Consider the following 14846-nt stretch of genomic DNA (forward strand, 5'->3'; position numbering starts at 1 on the left):
GCCCGGCGCTGGCAGGCGTCCGCCAGCATGGCCGCGTCCGCCACCAGGGCGGCGTGCCGCTCGGGCCGGCCCTGGGCGCGCGCGGCCTCGTACGCCTCCTCGCGCACGGCGGGGTCGAACCACCACACGAGCGCCAGGATTCCGTCGTCGATCACCGATTCGCGGTGGATCAGCCGGATCCCGACCGGGGACCACCAGGTCAGCGGCACGGGCCGCATCCCGCACGGGGAGAATCCGCGCAGCGCCGCCCAGAGGGGCTGCAGCCGCCGGTAGCGGCTGTAGTCCCGCCAGGGCGCACATCCGCCGACCAGCGGCACCAGGAAACCGGCTCCGACCAGCAGGGCCGCGAAGGCGGCCAGCGGCGGCGCCACGTACGTGGACAGGTAGTCCAGGTCCCCGCCGCGCCACCGTGCCCCCACCGCGGTCCACTTCACGCCGAGGAAGGCCAGGTCGAACGCTCCGCCGAGCATGAGCAGGGCGAGTCCCGTACGCAGCCGCCGCATCGCCGGATCCAGCCGGCGCAGCCACTTCCAGCACAGCACGGTGAGCGCGGTGCTGCCCACGGTGTGTGCGGACAGGTAGCAGATGATCATCTCGCGCAGCCACGGCGTGTTGGCGTAGTACGTGTCCATGGCCCTCAGTTGCTCGACCGGTGCCTCGCCCTTGGCGAACAGGGCGACGATCGCCACGGTCACGGCGCCGTACGCGGCCACGGTCAGCCGCGTGGCCCGGCGCACGGCCGGGGTCGCGGGGCCGCTCCAGTGCAGGATCAGCACGATGCAGGCGCCGGAGAAGGCGGTGAGCAGGCTGTAGACCAGGGGGGCCGAGAAGTTGACGACCCCGGTCAGCCTGTTGACGGCCACGATGGTCGGAGGCGCCGAGAGGAAGACGGCGAGCGTGCCCACGACGAGAAGGGTGAACACGGCGCGCATGAGGGGCTGGTCCCAGCCGCGGCGTAACGTCGGCGCCTTGACGATCAGTGCCGTGGCGGTCACGACCCCCGTCACGTAGAAGACGAGGCTCTCCGTCATCGCGCCCGTCCGACGGGGTCGCCGGGGTCCGCGGTCCGGGTCTCGGCCGGGATCTCGGCCGGGGTCTCGGTCCGGGTCTCGGGTTCGGCGGTCCCGACCGCCTCGGCGGGCACCGCCGGCCCGTCCTGGTCCAGGCCCGCGACCGTCCGCTCCGCGGCCGTCAGCGGAGCCGCCTTCAGGGCGCCGCGCTCGGAGGCCCGCAGCACCTCCCAGACCACGCCGGGGCGGACCCAGTACGTGGGCGGCCGGTTCATGGTGATGACCTGGAGCAGGGCGGCGGTGAGCGATTCCTTGGTGGTCGCGCCGGTCATCAGCCGGTCGACGTACGCGTTGAGCAGTCCGGCCCCGGCGCGCGGCTTCATGCCGGTGGCACCCGGGTACAGGATGTCCTGCGAGGTGGCGAGGTCCCAGGCGACGGCAACCTGCGGGGCGATGGCGCGCTGCGCCTCGATGCCGATGGCGGGGTGTGCCAGGCCCTTGGCGCGCAGCAGCGTACGGACGGCGAGGATGCCCTGGGCCGCGACCGTCATGCCCTGGCCGTAGAGCGGGTTGAAGGTGGCGACCGAGTCGCCGACGGCGAAGAAGCCGTCGGGGAGCGCCGCCTTCTCGAAGAAGATCCGGCGGTTGGCGGTGCCCTGGGTGACGGAGACGCCGGTCAACGGCTTCTTGCCTTCCAGGAGTTCGCCGACGATCGGGTCGCGGACCCCCTTGGCGAAGGGGATGAAGGCCTCCGGGTCGGAGGTGGGCTGGCCGCCGTAGGTGCCGGAGAGGGTGGCCTGCCACTGGCCGTTCTCGATCGGGACGATCGTCGCCGTCTGGCCGGGTACGGGCACCCGCGGGTCGGACTGCACGTTGATGATGGGGAACCCCATGGCGTGGGCGCCTTCGGGGGCCTCGAAGATGCGGGTCGCGTAGACGAGGCCGGAGTCCACCCCGGCCTCCTTGAGGTCGCTCACGCCGAGCGCCTCCAGCCAGGTGCGGGCGCGCGAGCCGCGGCCGCTCGCGTCGACCACGAGATCGGCGGTGACCAGCCGGTTCTCCTCGTCCGGGGTGTCCACCCGGACACCGGTTATCCGGTCGGCGCCGCCTTCCAGGGCGCGCACCCGGCTCCGCTGGAGGGTGCTGACCCCGTCCAGCCCGATGACGCGGGACCGGATCACGGAGTCGAGGAGGTCGCGGCTGCAGGAGATGTTGAACTGCATCTCGCCGTGGCGCGGCAGCCAGCCCTGGGCGGTCTTGCTGACCAGGTCGGTGGGCAGGCTGCGGCGGAAGGCCCCGGCTGCCTGCCAGTCGTCGGTGATCCCGGGCAGGATCTCCTCGATGGCGCGGGCGCCGCCCGACCACAGGAGGTGGGTGTGCCGGGCCTGGGGGAGTCCGCGGCGCGACTCCGGGCCGTCCGGCAGGGCGTCCGCCTCGATGATCGTGACCGTCGCGTGCTCGGCGAGGACGGCTGCCGTGAGCAGGCCGGCCAGGCTGCCGCCGATGACGACGGCGTGGCGGGGCGGGGAAGACTGGGTCATCGTGTGTGGTGCTCTCTGTCAGGGCCGTGCGCAAACGCATCGGCGGAGGAAGTGCGTCGGCGGGTGGGCGGAGGCCGGCCGCCGGGTGCGGACACCTGGGCCGCGCTCAACCTCCCTAGCCGAACGAGGACTTGATGCGCTCGATCGCTTCGGGGACTTGCTCTTCCCGGGGTGGTGGAAGGAACGTCTTGAGGATCAGTCCGAGGTGCAGTCCGAAGGTCTCCGCGCGGATCTCCGCCGGATCCTCCCGGTCGGCGCGGGCCGCGGCCTGCCGGACGACGGAGCTCAGTCCGTCCTCGGAGAGCAGCAGCTCCGCCAGACCGCCGTGGCGTCCCGTCAGCCGGGCCGCGACCGCCATGCCGGTGCCGTGCCGGTCGCAGGTGCCCTCGTCCATGTGCCACAGCTCGTGGCAGGCGATGACGAGTTGGTGTTCGGGCCGGGTGCGCTCCTCGATGACGAGGAGGTCGCGGTCCTCCATCTCGAGCCACAGCCCGCTGGCCGTGTCGGGCGGGAAGGCGGCGAACCGGAACAGCACCGGACGTTCGCGGCCGCGTCCGTAGGCGGTGCACAGCGCCGCGATGATGCCGGCGGCATCGGTGTCCGGGGTCAGGCGGGCGGCCGCCACCAGGTCGGCGCCGAGCTTGCGCATGGCGCGTGTGGTCCTCATGGCGCTTCCCCTCCGGCGGTGCGGTCGTTGCCTGCGCTGCGTGCGTCACCCTGGTCCTCGCCCCGGTCCCCGCCCTCGCCCCGGCGTGGGGGCGGGGCGGCCGGGCGGCCCAGCTGTCCCTCGCGCGCGAGCAGGTCGTCCAGGTGGTCGGCCAGCGACTTCCATCCGCCCGGCGAGAGCCTGCCCGCCCGGGTGACGATGCTGCGTACGTCGTGGGCCCGCATCACGGCGAGCATCGGGTTCTCCGCGGGCCGCTCCGCGGACGCCAGCTCGCGCTCGATCCCCGCCAGGGTGGCGGCGAGGGCCTCGGTGTCGTCGGCCAGCAGGAAACCGGCCTCGACCCCGTAGAAGCGCTGGATCCCGGCGGCCGCCGCGAGGTTGGGCAGCCCCTCGCCCTGCGCGAGACGGGTCAGGGACTGGCCCGAGGCGTCGAAGGAGCCCGCGATGGCGGAGAGGGAGTGGGGCTGGCCGTCCTCGCGGGGACGGGTGCGGCGCAGGTGCTCGAACCTCTGGCGGACCTGCTCCTTCAGCGGGAGCCGCGGCGGGTTGCCGTCGAGGGTGAGCCGGATGGCGTGCGGGGTGATGCCGGTGAGGTACGAGAGGTGTTCGAGGTCGCCCGTGCCGCCGGTGGCGGAGTCGGCCAGTCCGCTTCCGGTGGTGGCCAGGGCCCGTGCCACGGCGCTCTTGCTGTCGGCGAGCAGGAATCCGGCGTAGACCCCGAAGAACCGCTGGACGCCGGCCGCGTGGCCGAGCCGGGGCAGTCCGGTGCCCGCGTTGAGCGGGCCGAGGGAGGCGCCAGGCGCGTCGAAGTCCTCGGCTATGGCGGCCAGCGGCCACTCCCTGCCGTGCTTGTCGCGGCGGGTGGCGCGCAGTCGCAGGAAGCGCTGGTGCACCCGCTCGTACAGGGGCAGTTCGGTGGTGTTTCCGGCCAGGACCCGCGGGATGCGTGCCGGCTCCACCCCGGACAGGTGGCTCAGCCGCTCCACGGCGAGCACGTGCTCCGGATCCTGGCCGCGCTGCTCCGCCAACGCCACGACACGGCCCCAGGCCGCGGTGAGGTCGGGTCGCGCGGTGGCAGGCACCGGGAGTTTCTCCGTCAGTAGAGAGAGGTTTCGAATTGGTTGCTCTGCGTGGAGCGTATCTCCCGGTTCCGTGGCGGAACAGGGTGCCCCCAACCTTTCCTTCCGTCCGGCTCAAAAAATGTGGGGCCGCGCACGCGGTCCCGGCAACCGCATTCCGGCCACGGACGGCAGGCCGGGCATCCGGGGGTCGCTGGGGCCGGGGCCGCGGGGTCAGGGCGCCGTCGAGCGGAGGTACTTCGCCGTCGCCGGGTCGGCCGGGAGGAAGGTCTCGATGGCCAGCTCGGCGACGGTCACGTCCATCGGCGTGTTGAAGGTGGAGACGCAGGACAGGAAGGACAGCACGTGCCCGTCGTGTTCGACGATCAGCGGCAGCGCGACGTGGGGGACCGCCTCGTACGGGGCCGGGTCCGGCGCCGGAGCCGACGCCGACCCGGGGCCCACGGGGTAGGCCGCCACCTCCTCGTACAGCGCGCGCAGCGGCTCCGAGCGGGCCAGGGCGATCTGCCGCTCCATCTGGGCCAGCAGGTGACCGCGCCACTCGGGGAGGTTGCGGATCCGCGGGGCGAGCCCCCGCGGGTGCAGGATGAGCCGCATGGCGTTCAGCGGCGGCTCCAGCAGGTCCTCGGGGACCCCGTCCAGCAGCATCGCGATGCCCCGGTTGGCCGCGATCACCGTGTACGTCCCGTCCACCACCAGGGCCGGATACGGCTCGTAGCCGGTCAGCAGCCGCTCCAGCCCCTCCCGGAGCGCCCCCATCGAGGGGTCGTCCAGCGGGGTGTGGGGGTAGCGCGGCGCGTAGCCGGCCGCCACCAGCAGGGCGTTGCGGTCGCGGACCGGCACGTCGAGGTGGTCCGCGAGCCGCAGGACCATCTCCTCGCTCGGCCGCGACCGGCCGGTCTCCACGAAGCTGATGTGCCGCGACGAGGAGTCGGCGCGGCCCGCCAGCTCCAGCTGGCTGATCCCGCGCCGCTCCCGCCAGGTGCGGAGCAGCGTTCCCACCGTTGCCGTCGTCGTCATGGCCCCGACGGTAACCCGCCGGGGCTCAGCCCAGGTCGAAGGCGTTGCGCAGGCCGAGCCGGTAGCGCCACAGGTCGTGCCGCTTGAAGGGTTCCACCTCCGGAGCCCGGTACAGCGGCCGCACCGTGCACCGCGCCGCCGTCGAACCGTCGCGGTCCAGCAGGGAGTTGACGGCCGCCCGGGCGGAGGCGTTGGCGCCCTCCATCGTCGCGAGGTCGATGTCGACCGCCACGTAGTCCCCGCTGAGGAAGAAGTTGGGGATGCGGGTGCCCGCGCTCGGCCGGTTGTGGAAGGTGCCGGTCGGGTGGATCAGCAGCTGGTCCTGGTTGGTCGGGTTGGGCGTGCCGGTCCCCTCCACCCCGGGGTCCAGGAACCACGAGTGCAGTTTGCCGTCCGAGAGCAGGGTCTTCCCGGTGTCGTTGAGCGAGGCCTTCAGCTGCGCCCACACCTCGCGGGCCACCTCCTCGCGGGTGCACTGCTTGGCCGTCTTCCCGTACAGGATCCCGGGCTTGTCCCATTCGGAGATGTCCACCGACAGGCAGTCCACGGCCGCGCCGTCCCCGTAGTCGGCCGGGAAGTCCCGCGCCGGCCAGTGCTCGGCCTGCTGGATCGCGGTCAACGACCATGGGGAGTCGATGCAGTTGAGGTGTCCGTGGACCAGGGGCGCGCGCTCGGTGAGATAGAACTGGATGCCGGTCATCCAGTCCGTCTGCAGCTTGTCGCAGCGCCCCAGCATCGGGTCGGCCGCCCGCAGCGCCGGGCTCCACGTGCGGCGGGCGTGCTCCACGGGCAGGGCGCTGACGTAGTGGTCCGCGACGACGGTCGAAGCAGCGCCGGACGGGTCCTCCACCACGACCCCGCTCACGCGGCCGTCCGCGCAACGCACCTCGCGGACCGTCCAGCCGATGTTGAACTCCACGCCCAGGGACCGCAGATGGGTCTCCCAGGGGCCGATCCAAGCCTCGTTGGTCGGCAGGTTCAGGATCCGGTCCGGCGGGCCGTCCGCGCCGCGCCCCAGCAGGTTGAAGACGAAGGCCTCGCCGAGCGTGCCGACCGTACGGGTGGAGGCCTCCTCGGCCTTGGTGGCCACGATGTTGCGAGTGATGCCGACCGCGAGAATGCGCTGGTACTCGCTCGACATCTGCGCGGCCCGGGTGAACTCCCACCAAGGGGTGTTCTCCCACTGCTCGTTGCGCCGCTCGTCGCAGCTGGTGAGGAAGACGAGCACGCGGTCGACGAAGTACGCCGTCTCGTGCACCGGGAGCCGGACCAGCGACTGGAGGATGCCGGTGAGGGCCCGGCGCAGCTCGTCGGGGGTCAGGTCGGCGGGGGAGCGGTCGGGCCACGGGATGGGCGCGCGCAGGTCCTCGCGGCCGGCCGCGCGGGCGAACATCATCTCGGGCGGCGCGGTCAGGTTGTCCCAGACCCCGTTGGCGTTGCCGGGGAAGGGGATGCGCCGCATCGTGTCGGGCAGGTTGTGGTAGATCCCGGGGATGAAGCGGAAGCCGTGCTCGGCCGGGAGCGGGCGGCGGCCGCCGCGCGCGCTGCCGGGTACGTCCATGCTGCGGGCCTTGCCGCCGAGCGCCCGGCGCTCGTACACGGTGACGGCATAGCCGCGCTCGGCGAGTTCGTGCGCGGCGGTGAGGCCGGCCACTCCGCCGCCGAGGACGGCGACGCGGCGGGCCCGCCCGGCCGCGGCGGGTCCGGTGGCGACCGCGGTGGCGGCTGCGGCGGGGGCGGCCAGGGCCCCCGCCGCGGATAACGCGCCCGCGGTGGCCGCGGCCCCCGCGATGAACGTGCGCCTGGAGTTTCCTGTGCGCGTCACGATGATGCTCCCTCGATGTCCGGCGGCACCCAGCGGTATTACCGGTGGTAACGGTCACGTCCGGCGCAGGAGCATAGGGGTGGCACGGTGGGCACGGAAGGCGCGGAAGTACCCGCACGCACTATGGCGCGAAACCTTCCCTGTGGCGCCGGCTGTGGGAACCTTGACTCCACATCAGGTCCATCGGGCAGTCGCGTACGCCGGGCGTACGCAGTACGGGGAAGGAGCCTGCGGATGTCGAGAGAGCCGCTTTCGCAGAAGGAGATCGAGGACCGGTTGCGGGAACTCCCCGGCTGGGCCTTCGAGAACGACCGGATCTTCCGCACCTACCGACTGGGCAGCCACTTCGCGGCAAGCGCGCTGGTCAGCCACATCGCCACCGTGCAGGAGGAGTTGAACCACCACTCCGACCTCACCCTGGGATACAACACCGTCCGCGTCTCCGTGAACACGCACGACGCCGGAGACTCCGTCACCGAGGCCGACTTCACCCTCGCCGAGCGCGTCGAATCCCTCGCCCCCGCCCACGGCGCCGCCTGATGGCGGTACCGAGACCCCTGCTCGACTACGACGCCGAAGCCGAGGCCTACGACGCCACGCGCGGCGGGACCCCGCGCGCCGAGGCCGCCGCCGCGGCGGTCCTCGGCCTCCTCCCGCCGGCCACCGCGACGCTGCTCGACCTCGGCTGCGGCACCGGCATCGTCACCACCCGGATCGCCGCGGCCCGCCCCGGGGCGCGGGTGTTCGGCGTGGACGCCTCGCAGGGGATGGCCGCCATGGCCCTCTCCCGGGGCGTCCCGGTGGTCCTCGCCTCCGCGACCCGGCTCCCGGTCCGCTCCGGCTCCCTCGACGCGGTGACCGCGATCTGGCTGCTGCACCTGCTGCGCGAACCGGGCACGGTGGCCGCCGTCGTCGCCGAGGCGGCCCGGGTCCTGCGCCCCGGCGGGGTGTTCGTCGCCACCGTCGACAAGGACTCCGCCCACGACGTCGGCAGCGACATCGACGCGCTGCTCGCGCCGCACCTCACCCGCGACCCCTCCGACTCCACGCCGGAGGTCACCGCCCACGCGGCGGCGGCGGGCCTGCGCCCCGGCGCCGAAGCCCGTTTCACCGGCCACGGCCAGGGCCGCAGCCCGCGCCAGAGCGCGGCCGCGCTGCTGGCCGGCCGCTACGCCTCCCGGGTCAGCCCGCGCGGCACCACCGCGCAGGAGCTGGCGGACCGGCTGGCACGGCTGCCGGCTCCGGACTCCCCGCGCGCGGACCCCGCGTACCGCCTGCGCGGCTTCGTACGGGACTGACGGGAGGGGCCGCCCGGCCGGTCAGGTGTCCACGCGCTCCAGGCGCCACCACTGCGAGGGCGCGTCGGAGTCCTCGGCCTGGCGGGCCCGGCCCTCGGCGTCGGCCTCCAGTGGCAGACCGCTGATGGCGGCGATCAGGGAGACGACACCGGGGTCGTCGAGGTGCTCCTCGACGACCCACTCCTGGGCCCCGAAGGCGTTCGCCTTCCACACCTGGACCCGGGCACCGCTCTCGGTCGAGGCGTTCGCGACGTCGAGCCGCCTGCCGTTGTGGACGCTGACCAGATGGAAGATCCCGCCGCCGCTGTGGACGGGCGTGATCTCCCACTGCCGGGCCGGCTCCGGACCGTCGGCCGGGCCGACGCACACCCGGTTGCCGCTCTCCACCTGGAGCAGCAGCCCGCTCGCGAGGTTGCGGACCAGGAAGACGCCGTCCGGCGCGGTCATCGCGGGGCTCAGAAGTCGAACTCGGCCGGGTCCGGACCGATCCGGCGGCCCGCCGATCCGGCACCCAGAGCGTCCAGCGCGGCCATGTCCTCGGCGTCGAGCTCGAAACCGAAGACGTCCAGGTTCTCCCGGATCCGCGACGGGGTCACGGACTTGGGGATCACGACGTTGCCCAGCTGCAGGTGCCAGCGGAGCACGACCTGCGCGGCCGAGCGGCCGTGCTTGGCGGCGATCGCGGTGACGGCGGGCAGGGTGAGGAGGTCCTTGCCCTGGCCGAGCGGGGACCAGGCCTCGGTGGCGATGCCGTGGCGGGCGTGGAGGGCGCGCAGTTCGCTCTGCGGAAGGAGCGGGTGCAGCTCGATCTGGTTCACGGCCGGGACCAGCGGGCTCTCGGCGCCGAGCCGCTCCAGGTCGGCGGGGCGGAAGTTCGACACGCCGACGGCCTTGGCGCGGCCGCTCGCCGCGATCTCCTCGAAGGTCTTCCAGATGGCGACGAAGTCCTCGCGCATCGGGCGCGGCCAGTGGATCAGGTAGAGGTCGACGTCGTCGAGGCCCAGCTTGGCGAGCGAGGCGTCGAACTCGCGCAGCACGTTCTCCCGGCTCCAGGTCTCGGACTTGCCGTTCCACAGCTTCGTGGTGACGAACAGTTCCTCGCGCGGCACCCCGGACGCGGCGATGGCCTTGCCGGTGCCCACCTCGTTGCCGTAGATGGCCGCCGTGTCGATGCTGCGGTAGCCCGCCTCCAGCGCGGTCCCGACGGCCTGCTCCGCCTCCGCGTCCGGGACCTGCCAGACGCCGTAGCCGAGCTGGGGCATGATCGTGCCGTTGTTGAGCTTGATGCCGGGGACCTGGTTCACGTCGGGTCGTTCCCTCTGGTTGTCGTCGGGTCGTCGGTACGGGCACGCGTGCGAGCACCCGTACGACCGGCGACAACCGGACTCCCGCCTGGCCTATTCCCGCCGAACGGGTGAAGTCCGTACGGCGGGAACAGGCGCGGGCGAGGCTACGCCCCCAGGTACGCCTCCCGGACCCGCGCGTCGCCCCGTACCTCGGCGGCCGTGCCCTCGGCGAGCACGCTCCCCAGGTCCAGGACGACCACGCGCGTGCACAGGTCCATCACGAAGGCGACGTTGTGCTCGACCAGCAGCACCGCGCAGCCCTCCTCCTCGGCGAGCCGGCGCACGACCGCCGCCAGCTGCTCGCGTTCGGGCGCCGACATGCCCGAGGCCGGCTCGTCCAGCAGCAGCACCCGGGGCGGATCGGCCACGGCGCGGGCCAGTTCCACCATCCGGGCCCGGCCCACCGGCAGACCACCGGCGTACGAGGCCGCGAGCGCGCCGATCCCGCAGTCGGCCAGCACCTGCGCGGCCCGCTCCCGGCGCTCGCGCTCGCGGCGGCGCCGGGCCGGGGACCCGACCAGATCGGCGACGAGACCGCCGCCCCCGCCCCGCCACTCCTGTGCGACGAGCACGTTGTCGCCCACGCTGAGCTGCCCGAACAACTGCTGGCGCTGGAAGGTCCGGCGCATCCCGTGCCGGGCCCGCCAGACGGGGGAACGGCGGGTGATGTCCACCCCGTCGAGCAGCATCCGGCCCCGGTCGGGCCGCCGGATCCCGGACAGGACGTCGAACAGGGTGGTCTTCCCGGCCCCGTTCGGCCCGATCAGCCCGCACACCTCACCGGCCCGGATCCCGAGATCGACCCCGGTCAGCGCCTTGACCCCGCCGAACCGGACGCTCACCCCGGCGGCCTCCAGCACGAATCCGCCCGTACCCGTACCCGTACCCGTACCCGTACTCATCCGCCCATCCCCAGGTAGGCCTCGGTCAGCCGGTCCGTCTCCACCTCGGCGCGCGGGCCGCACCAGGAGACCCGGCCCTGGGAGAGGTAGGCGACGGTATCGGCGATCCCGAGGATCTCGGCCGCCTTTTCCTCCACCAGCAGCAGCGCGGTCCCCGCGTCGCGGAGCTCGGTGAGCAGCCCGTACACCTCGTCCACCACGCGCGGAGCGAGCCCCAGCGAGGGCTCGTCCGCGATGAGCACCTCGGGCGGCAGCTGGAGCAGTGGCGCCAGGGCCAGCATCTGCTGCTCCCCGCCGGACAACGCCCCGGCGGCGACGCTCCGCCGCTCCCGCAGCCGGGGGAACCGGGCGTAGACGGCGTCGCGTTCGGCGGGGTCCGCGAGGTACAGGGCCAGATTCTCCTCGATGCTGAGCGCGGGGAAGATCCCCCGCCCCTCGGGCGCGAGCAGTACCCCGGCGCGGGAGCGGCGTACCGCGCCGTCGCGCGTGGCGTCCCGCCCGTTCACGTGGACGGTCCCGCCGGTGAGGGGCAGCGCTCCGGCCGCCACCCGGCAGGCGGTGCTCTTCCCGGCCCCGTTGGGTCCGAGCACGGCGAGGATCTCCCCGCGCCGCACGACGAGGTCGACCCCGTGCAGGACGAGCCCCCCGTCGTACCCGGCCGTTACGCCGCGCAGCTCCAGCGCGTGCACGGTCCCTGCGGGGCCTTCCCCCACCCCGCCCCTTCCCGAAACTGGGCTCTGCCCGGACCCGGCCCTCAAACGCCGGGCGGGCTGGTATTGCCCTCCGGGCAATTCAGCCTCGCCGGCGTTTGAGGCGCGGGGGTCCGGGGGCGGAGCCCCCGAAGGGGTCCGGGGCGGAGCCCCGGTTTCGGGAAGGGGCGGGTTGGGGGACAGCCCCGCAGGGCCCACCCCGACTCCGCCACCGACCCGAGCCGCAGGAACGGCCCCGGCACCGCCTCGTCGACGAGCCATCCGCACAGGAATCGCCGCACAGTACCCGTCCGGATCGTTGGCCAAGGCCAACCCCGCCAGCCCGAACAGAATCACCGGCAGATGCGCCGAAGCCGTCACGTAATCCGCCATCACCCGCGGAGCAAGCGCGAAGACCAGCCCCGCAACCACCGCGTACTGGGGCCGCCGGACCCCCGCCGCCACGACCACCGCCAGCCACACCAGCCCGGTCATCGCCGTGAAGTCAGTGGCCGTGATCCGGGTGTTGTAGGAGGCGTACATCACGCCCCCGAACCCGGCCAGCCCCGCCGACAGGGTGAAGAGCAGCAGCTTCGTCCTCAGGACCGACACCCCGGAGGCCATCGCCGCGGCGGGGGCGGACCGTACGGCGAGCATCGCCCGCCCCGACGGGGAGTCGCGCAGCGCGCTGAGCCCGGCGGCGACCACGGCGACCAGGACCACCAGGGCCACCCCCATCGCCCGGTCGTCGGACAGGTCCACGGGACCGAACACCGGCCGGGGGATCGACCAGCCCGAGTCGCCGTTGCGCAGCCACCGCATCTGGAACAGCACCTGGTCGGCCAGGAACGCCAGTGCCAGCGTGGCCAGCGCCAGGGACCGCCCGCCCAGCCGCAGCGCGGGCAGCGCGACGAGCGCCCCCAGTACGGCGGCCACGCACGTCCCGACCGCCAGCGCCGCCACGAACGGCCATCCGTGGCTCATCAGCAGCCCCGCGACCAGCGCGGCCCCGGTCACGAAGGTGCCCTGGGCCAGGGAGACCATCGCGCCGAGCCCGGTCACCACGGTGAAGGACATGAACACCAGGGCCAGCGCGAGCCCTTGGGCCAGGAGTCCGCTCCAGAAGGGGGTGGTCACGGTGTAGAGAGCCACGCACAGCGCGACGCCCCCGCCTGCCCACACCCCCCACCGGCGCCCCCACGGGGCCCCGGCCAGATGGTCCACCGGCGCCGCGTCCACCGCGGCCGTCCCGGCGGTCCGTGCCCGTCGGGCGAGCACCAGCAGCCCGCCGAAGAGGATCAGGAACGGCACGGCCGTCCTGAATCCGGTGATGGAGTCGGCGAAGGACGCGTAGCCGACGACCAGGTTCTGGAGCACCCCCAGTCCCAGTCCGCCCGCGAAGGCGAGCGGTACGGAGGCGAACCGTCCGATGACGGCGGCGGTGGCCGAGACGAAGAGGAACAGGGTGAAGTCGTGCGCCGACAAGCCGAGCAGCGGGGTCGCCAGCACGCCCGCGAGCCCCGCCAGCCCCGAGGCGATCATCCACGCCACCGACGACAGCCGGTCGGCGTCGATCCCGCGGAGCTCGGTGAGCGAGCGGTTGTCCACGGCGGCCCGCAGCCGCAGGCCGAGGCGGGTGTGCCGCAGCAGCACCCACAGGGCGACGGCCACCACGGCCGTCGCCACCCAGGTGATCAGCTGGTCGGAGTCGATGCCCACGTCGGAGGTGAGCTGCCACGCCTTCGCGGGACTGGGCCCCACCCCCGGCAGCCCGAACTGGTTCTCCGCCGGTTTGAGCGGAGCGCCCGCGTCCGTAAGAAGTTCCACCGCCCACAGCCCGGCCGCCGGCAGGGCCACCAGCAGCCCGATGGTGGCCACGATCTGCGCCGTCTCGCCGACCTGCGCGAGGCGTCGGAACATCAGCCGGTCCAGGGACCATCCGAGCCCGGGTGCCAGGACGAACACCACCAGCAGGGCGGCCGGGACGGCCGGCCAGCCCAGCCCGGAGTGCAGTTCGTAGAAGGTGAGCGCGCACAGGTAGGCGGTGGCCCCGTGCGCGAAGTTGAACAGTCCGGACGCCGAGTACGACAGCACCAGCCCGGTGGCCAGCAGTGCGTACAGGGCGCCGGACACCAGACCGCTCAGTACGAAGGCGAGCAGATCTCCCATGCCGGTTCCCGCCGCCCTACTTGAAGGGGATGGGCTCGTAGCACTTGAAGGGGACGGAGACCTCGTAGGCCCCGTTCTTCAGCTGGACGAGGGCCCCGCAGCCGAAGCTGTCCTTCTGCCCCTTGGGCTCCGAGCGGTCGCCGACCAGCGTGGCGGTGTCGGAGAAGCCCTGCGCGGCGGCCTGGAAGGACTCGACCGTCAGGTTCTTGCCGGCCTTCTTCGCGACGGACACGAACAGGTCGGCACTCATGTATCCGGTCATCATGTGCATGTTCAGGGGGACTTCCTGTCCACCGTTGGCGGCCTTGATGTCGGCCTTGAACTGGACCATCTTCGGGTCGGTGGACTCGAAGGGCTCGAACTGCAGCAGCACGTACACGCCGTCCAGGGCCTGCTTGGTGGCGTCCTTGGCGAGCAGACCCGGGTCGTAGTCGGTCGGGTCGGAGAGCAGCCCCTTGTACCCGCTGCGCTTGAGCGCGGTGAACAGGCCGATGTTGTTGGGGGTCTGCATGACGGAGACGATCGCGTCGGGCGCCTTGCCGTCGGTGCCCGCGAGGAGTTCCTTGACGTAGGCGGACCAGTCGCTGGGGACCGCGGTGGCGGGTACCGAGGCCTTGGCGTAGGAGACCTTGAAACCGGCGCTGGTGAAGCCCTGCTGGAAGGTGCGGACGCCGAACTTCCCGGCGTCGCTGTCGTTGGCGATGATCGCGACCGACTTGCCCTGGGCGCCGCCGAGCACCTTGCCGATGCCCTCGGGCCAGGTCTGGTTGAGGGTGCCGCCGGGGGTGGGGACGAGGCAGCCGTTGAATCCGTAGATGTACTTGGGGCCGCAGAAGGAGGGGAGCGTGCCCCAGCCGAAGGTGGGGACCTGCTCCTGTTCGAGGAAGTCGGCGCCGGAGAAGGTCACCGAGCTCATGGGGGAGACCGCGAACACCTTGTCCTGCTGGACGAGTTTGCGGGCCGCGGCCAGGTTCTTGGCGGGGTCCTGGCCGTCGTCCTCGGCGCCGATGTAGTCGATCTTGCGGCCGTTGATCCCGCCCTCGGCGTTGGCTCTCAGGTAGCGGGCCTTGGCGCCGAGGTCGGTGTCCTTCTTGCTGTAGCCGCTGGCGCTGGTCATCGAGACGATGCCGCCGACCTTGATGGAGTCGGCGCTCACCCCGCGGGAGTTGCCGCCGGGGCCGGGCTTGTCGTTCGAGACGTTGGAGGCGGAGTTGCAGGCGGAGACGAGCGCGAGCGTCGCCGCCGCGGCGGCCAGGGTGCGGATCGGTCGCAACATGTGTGGATCCCCTCCGGTCGGAAT

12 protein-coding genes and 2 pseudogenes are annotated in these 14846 nt (G+C 72.9%); 2 read left to right on the plus strand and 12 right to left on the minus strand.

Annotation, left to right across the window (positions count from 1 at the left end; genetic code table 11):
• Positions 1-2: 2 nt before the first annotated feature.
• The 6 genes and pseudogenes from AC3IYJ_RS32655 to AC3IYJ_RS32680 all read right to left on the minus strand — a co-directional run.
• Positions 3-1031, minus strand: a pseudogene (locus AC3IYJ_RS32655) (MAB_1171c family putative transporter); the annotation flags it as partial.
• Entirely contained in the window at positions 1028-2551 is a 1524-nt protein-coding gene (locus AC3IYJ_RS32660) for an NAD(P)/FAD-dependent oxidoreductase (protein WP_489398098.1), read from the minus strand. The gene AC3IYJ_RS32660 and the pseudogene AC3IYJ_RS32655, both read right to left, overlap by 4 nt.
• A 115-nt stretch (positions 2552-2666) precedes the next feature.
• Entirely contained in the window at positions 2667-3218 is a 552-nt protein-coding gene (locus AC3IYJ_RS32665) for a toxin-antitoxin system, toxin component (RefSeq protein WP_489398099.1), read from the minus strand.
• Entirely contained in the window at positions 3215-4300 is a 1086-nt protein-coding gene (locus tag AC3IYJ_RS32670; protein WP_489398100.1) for a hypothetical protein, read from the minus strand. Before AC3IYJ_RS32670 ends, AC3IYJ_RS32665 begins: the two co-directional genes overlap by 4 nt.
• 210 nt (positions 4301-4510) lie before the next feature.
• The gene (locus tag AC3IYJ_RS32675; protein WP_489398101.1) at positions 4511-5317 is read right to left on the minus strand and encodes a helix-turn-helix domain-containing protein; all 807 of its coding nucleotides are present in this window, start codon (positions 5315-5317) and stop codon (positions 4511-4513) included.
• 25 nt (positions 5318-5342) lie between these two features.
• Positions 5343-7142, minus strand: coding sequence for a hydroxysqualene dehydroxylase (locus AC3IYJ_RS32680; protein ID WP_489398102.1), 1800 nt, complete (start codon positions 7140-7142; stop codon positions 5343-5345).
• A gap of 234 nt (positions 7143-7376) precedes the next feature.
• On the opposite strand from AC3IYJ_RS32680, the gene AC3IYJ_RS32685 reads away from it, so the two are divergent.
• Both AC3IYJ_RS32685 and AC3IYJ_RS32690 read left to right on the plus strand, forming a co-directional pair.
• Entirely contained in the window at positions 7377-7682 is a 306-nt protein-coding gene (locus AC3IYJ_RS32685; RefSeq protein ID WP_489398103.1) for a 4a-hydroxytetrahydrobiopterin dehydratase, read from the plus strand.
• 17 nt (positions 7683-7699) lie between these two features.
• Entirely contained in the window at positions 7700-8440 is a 741-nt protein-coding gene (locus tag AC3IYJ_RS32690) for a class I SAM-dependent methyltransferase (RefSeq protein ID WP_489403002.1), read from the plus strand.
• A 21-nt stretch (positions 8441-8461) separates the two neighbouring features.
• Here AC3IYJ_RS32690 and AC3IYJ_RS32695 read toward each other — a convergent pair whose 3' ends face one another.
• The 6 genes and pseudogenes from AC3IYJ_RS32695 to AC3IYJ_RS32720 form a co-directional block, all read right to left on the minus strand.
• Positions 8462-8887: an RICIN domain-containing protein gene (locus tag AC3IYJ_RS32695; protein WP_489398104.1), complete on the minus strand. Its 426-nt coding sequence runs from the start codon at positions 8885-8887 to the stop codon at positions 8462-8464.
• Positions 8888-8895: 8 nt separating this feature from the next.
• A complete protein-coding gene (locus AC3IYJ_RS32700) occupies positions 8896-9744 on the minus strand; it encodes an aldo/keto reductase (protein ID WP_489398105.1) in 849 nt (282 codons plus the stop codon).
• A 146-nt stretch (positions 9745-9890) separates the two neighbouring features.
• Positions 9891-10106: an ABC transporter ATP-binding protein C-terminal domain-containing protein gene (locus tag AC3IYJ_RS32705; RefSeq protein ID WP_489403003.1), complete on the minus strand. Its 216-nt coding sequence runs from the start codon at positions 10104-10106 to the stop codon at positions 9891-9893.
• Positions 10107-10124: 18 nt separating this feature from the next.
• Positions 10125-10688 (minus strand): annotated as a pseudogene (locus tag AC3IYJ_RS32710) (ATP-binding cassette domain-containing protein); the annotation flags it as partial.
• Entirely contained in the window at positions 10685-13546 is a 2862-nt protein-coding gene (locus AC3IYJ_RS32715) for an ABC transporter permease subunit (protein ID WP_489398106.1), read from the minus strand. The gene AC3IYJ_RS32715 and the pseudogene AC3IYJ_RS32710, both read right to left, overlap by 4 nt.
• Positions 13547-13562: 16 nt before the next feature.
• Positions 13563-14822 (minus strand): ABC transporter substrate-binding protein, encoded by a 1260-nt coding sequence (locus AC3IYJ_RS32720; RefSeq protein ID WP_489398107.1) that lies wholly within the window; start codon positions 14820-14822, stop codon positions 13563-13565.
• Between the last annotated feature and the right edge of the window lie 24 nt (positions 14823-14846).

Source organism: Streptomyces sp. GL_140, from assembly GCF_057834465.1.

Coding starts and splice junctions, on each gene's coding strand:
- AC3IYJ_RS32705 (WP_489403003.1), bottom strand. CDS start 10,106: ATGTCGGCGCCCGAACGCGAGCAGCTGGCGGCGGTCGTGCGCCGGCTC.
- AC3IYJ_RS32660 (WP_489398098.1), bottom strand. CDS start 2,551: ATGACCCAGTCTTCCCCGCCCCGCCACGCCGTCGTCATCGGCGGCAGC.
- AC3IYJ_RS32665 (WP_489398099.1), bottom strand. CDS start 3,218: ATGAGGACCACACGCGCCATGCGCAAGCTCGGCGCCGACCTGGTGGCG.
- AC3IYJ_RS32715 (WP_489398106.1), bottom strand. CDS start 13,546: ATGGGAGATCTGCTCGCCTTCGTACTGAGCGGTCTGGTGTCCGGCGCC.
- AC3IYJ_RS32675 (WP_489398101.1), bottom strand. CDS start 5,317: ATGACGACGACGGCAACGGTGGGAACGCTGCTCCGCACCTGGCGGGAG.
- AC3IYJ_RS32720 (WP_489398107.1), bottom strand. CDS start 14,822: ATGTTGCGACCGATCCGCACCCTGGCCGCCGCGGCGGCGACGCTCGCG.
- AC3IYJ_RS32685 (WP_489398103.1), top strand. CDS start 7,377: ATGTCGAGAGAGCCGCTTTCGCAGAAGGAGATCGAGGACCGGTTGCGG.
- AC3IYJ_RS32695 (WP_489398104.1), bottom strand. CDS start 8,887: ATGACCGCGCCGGACGGCGTCTTCCTGGTCCGCAACCTCGCGAGCGGG.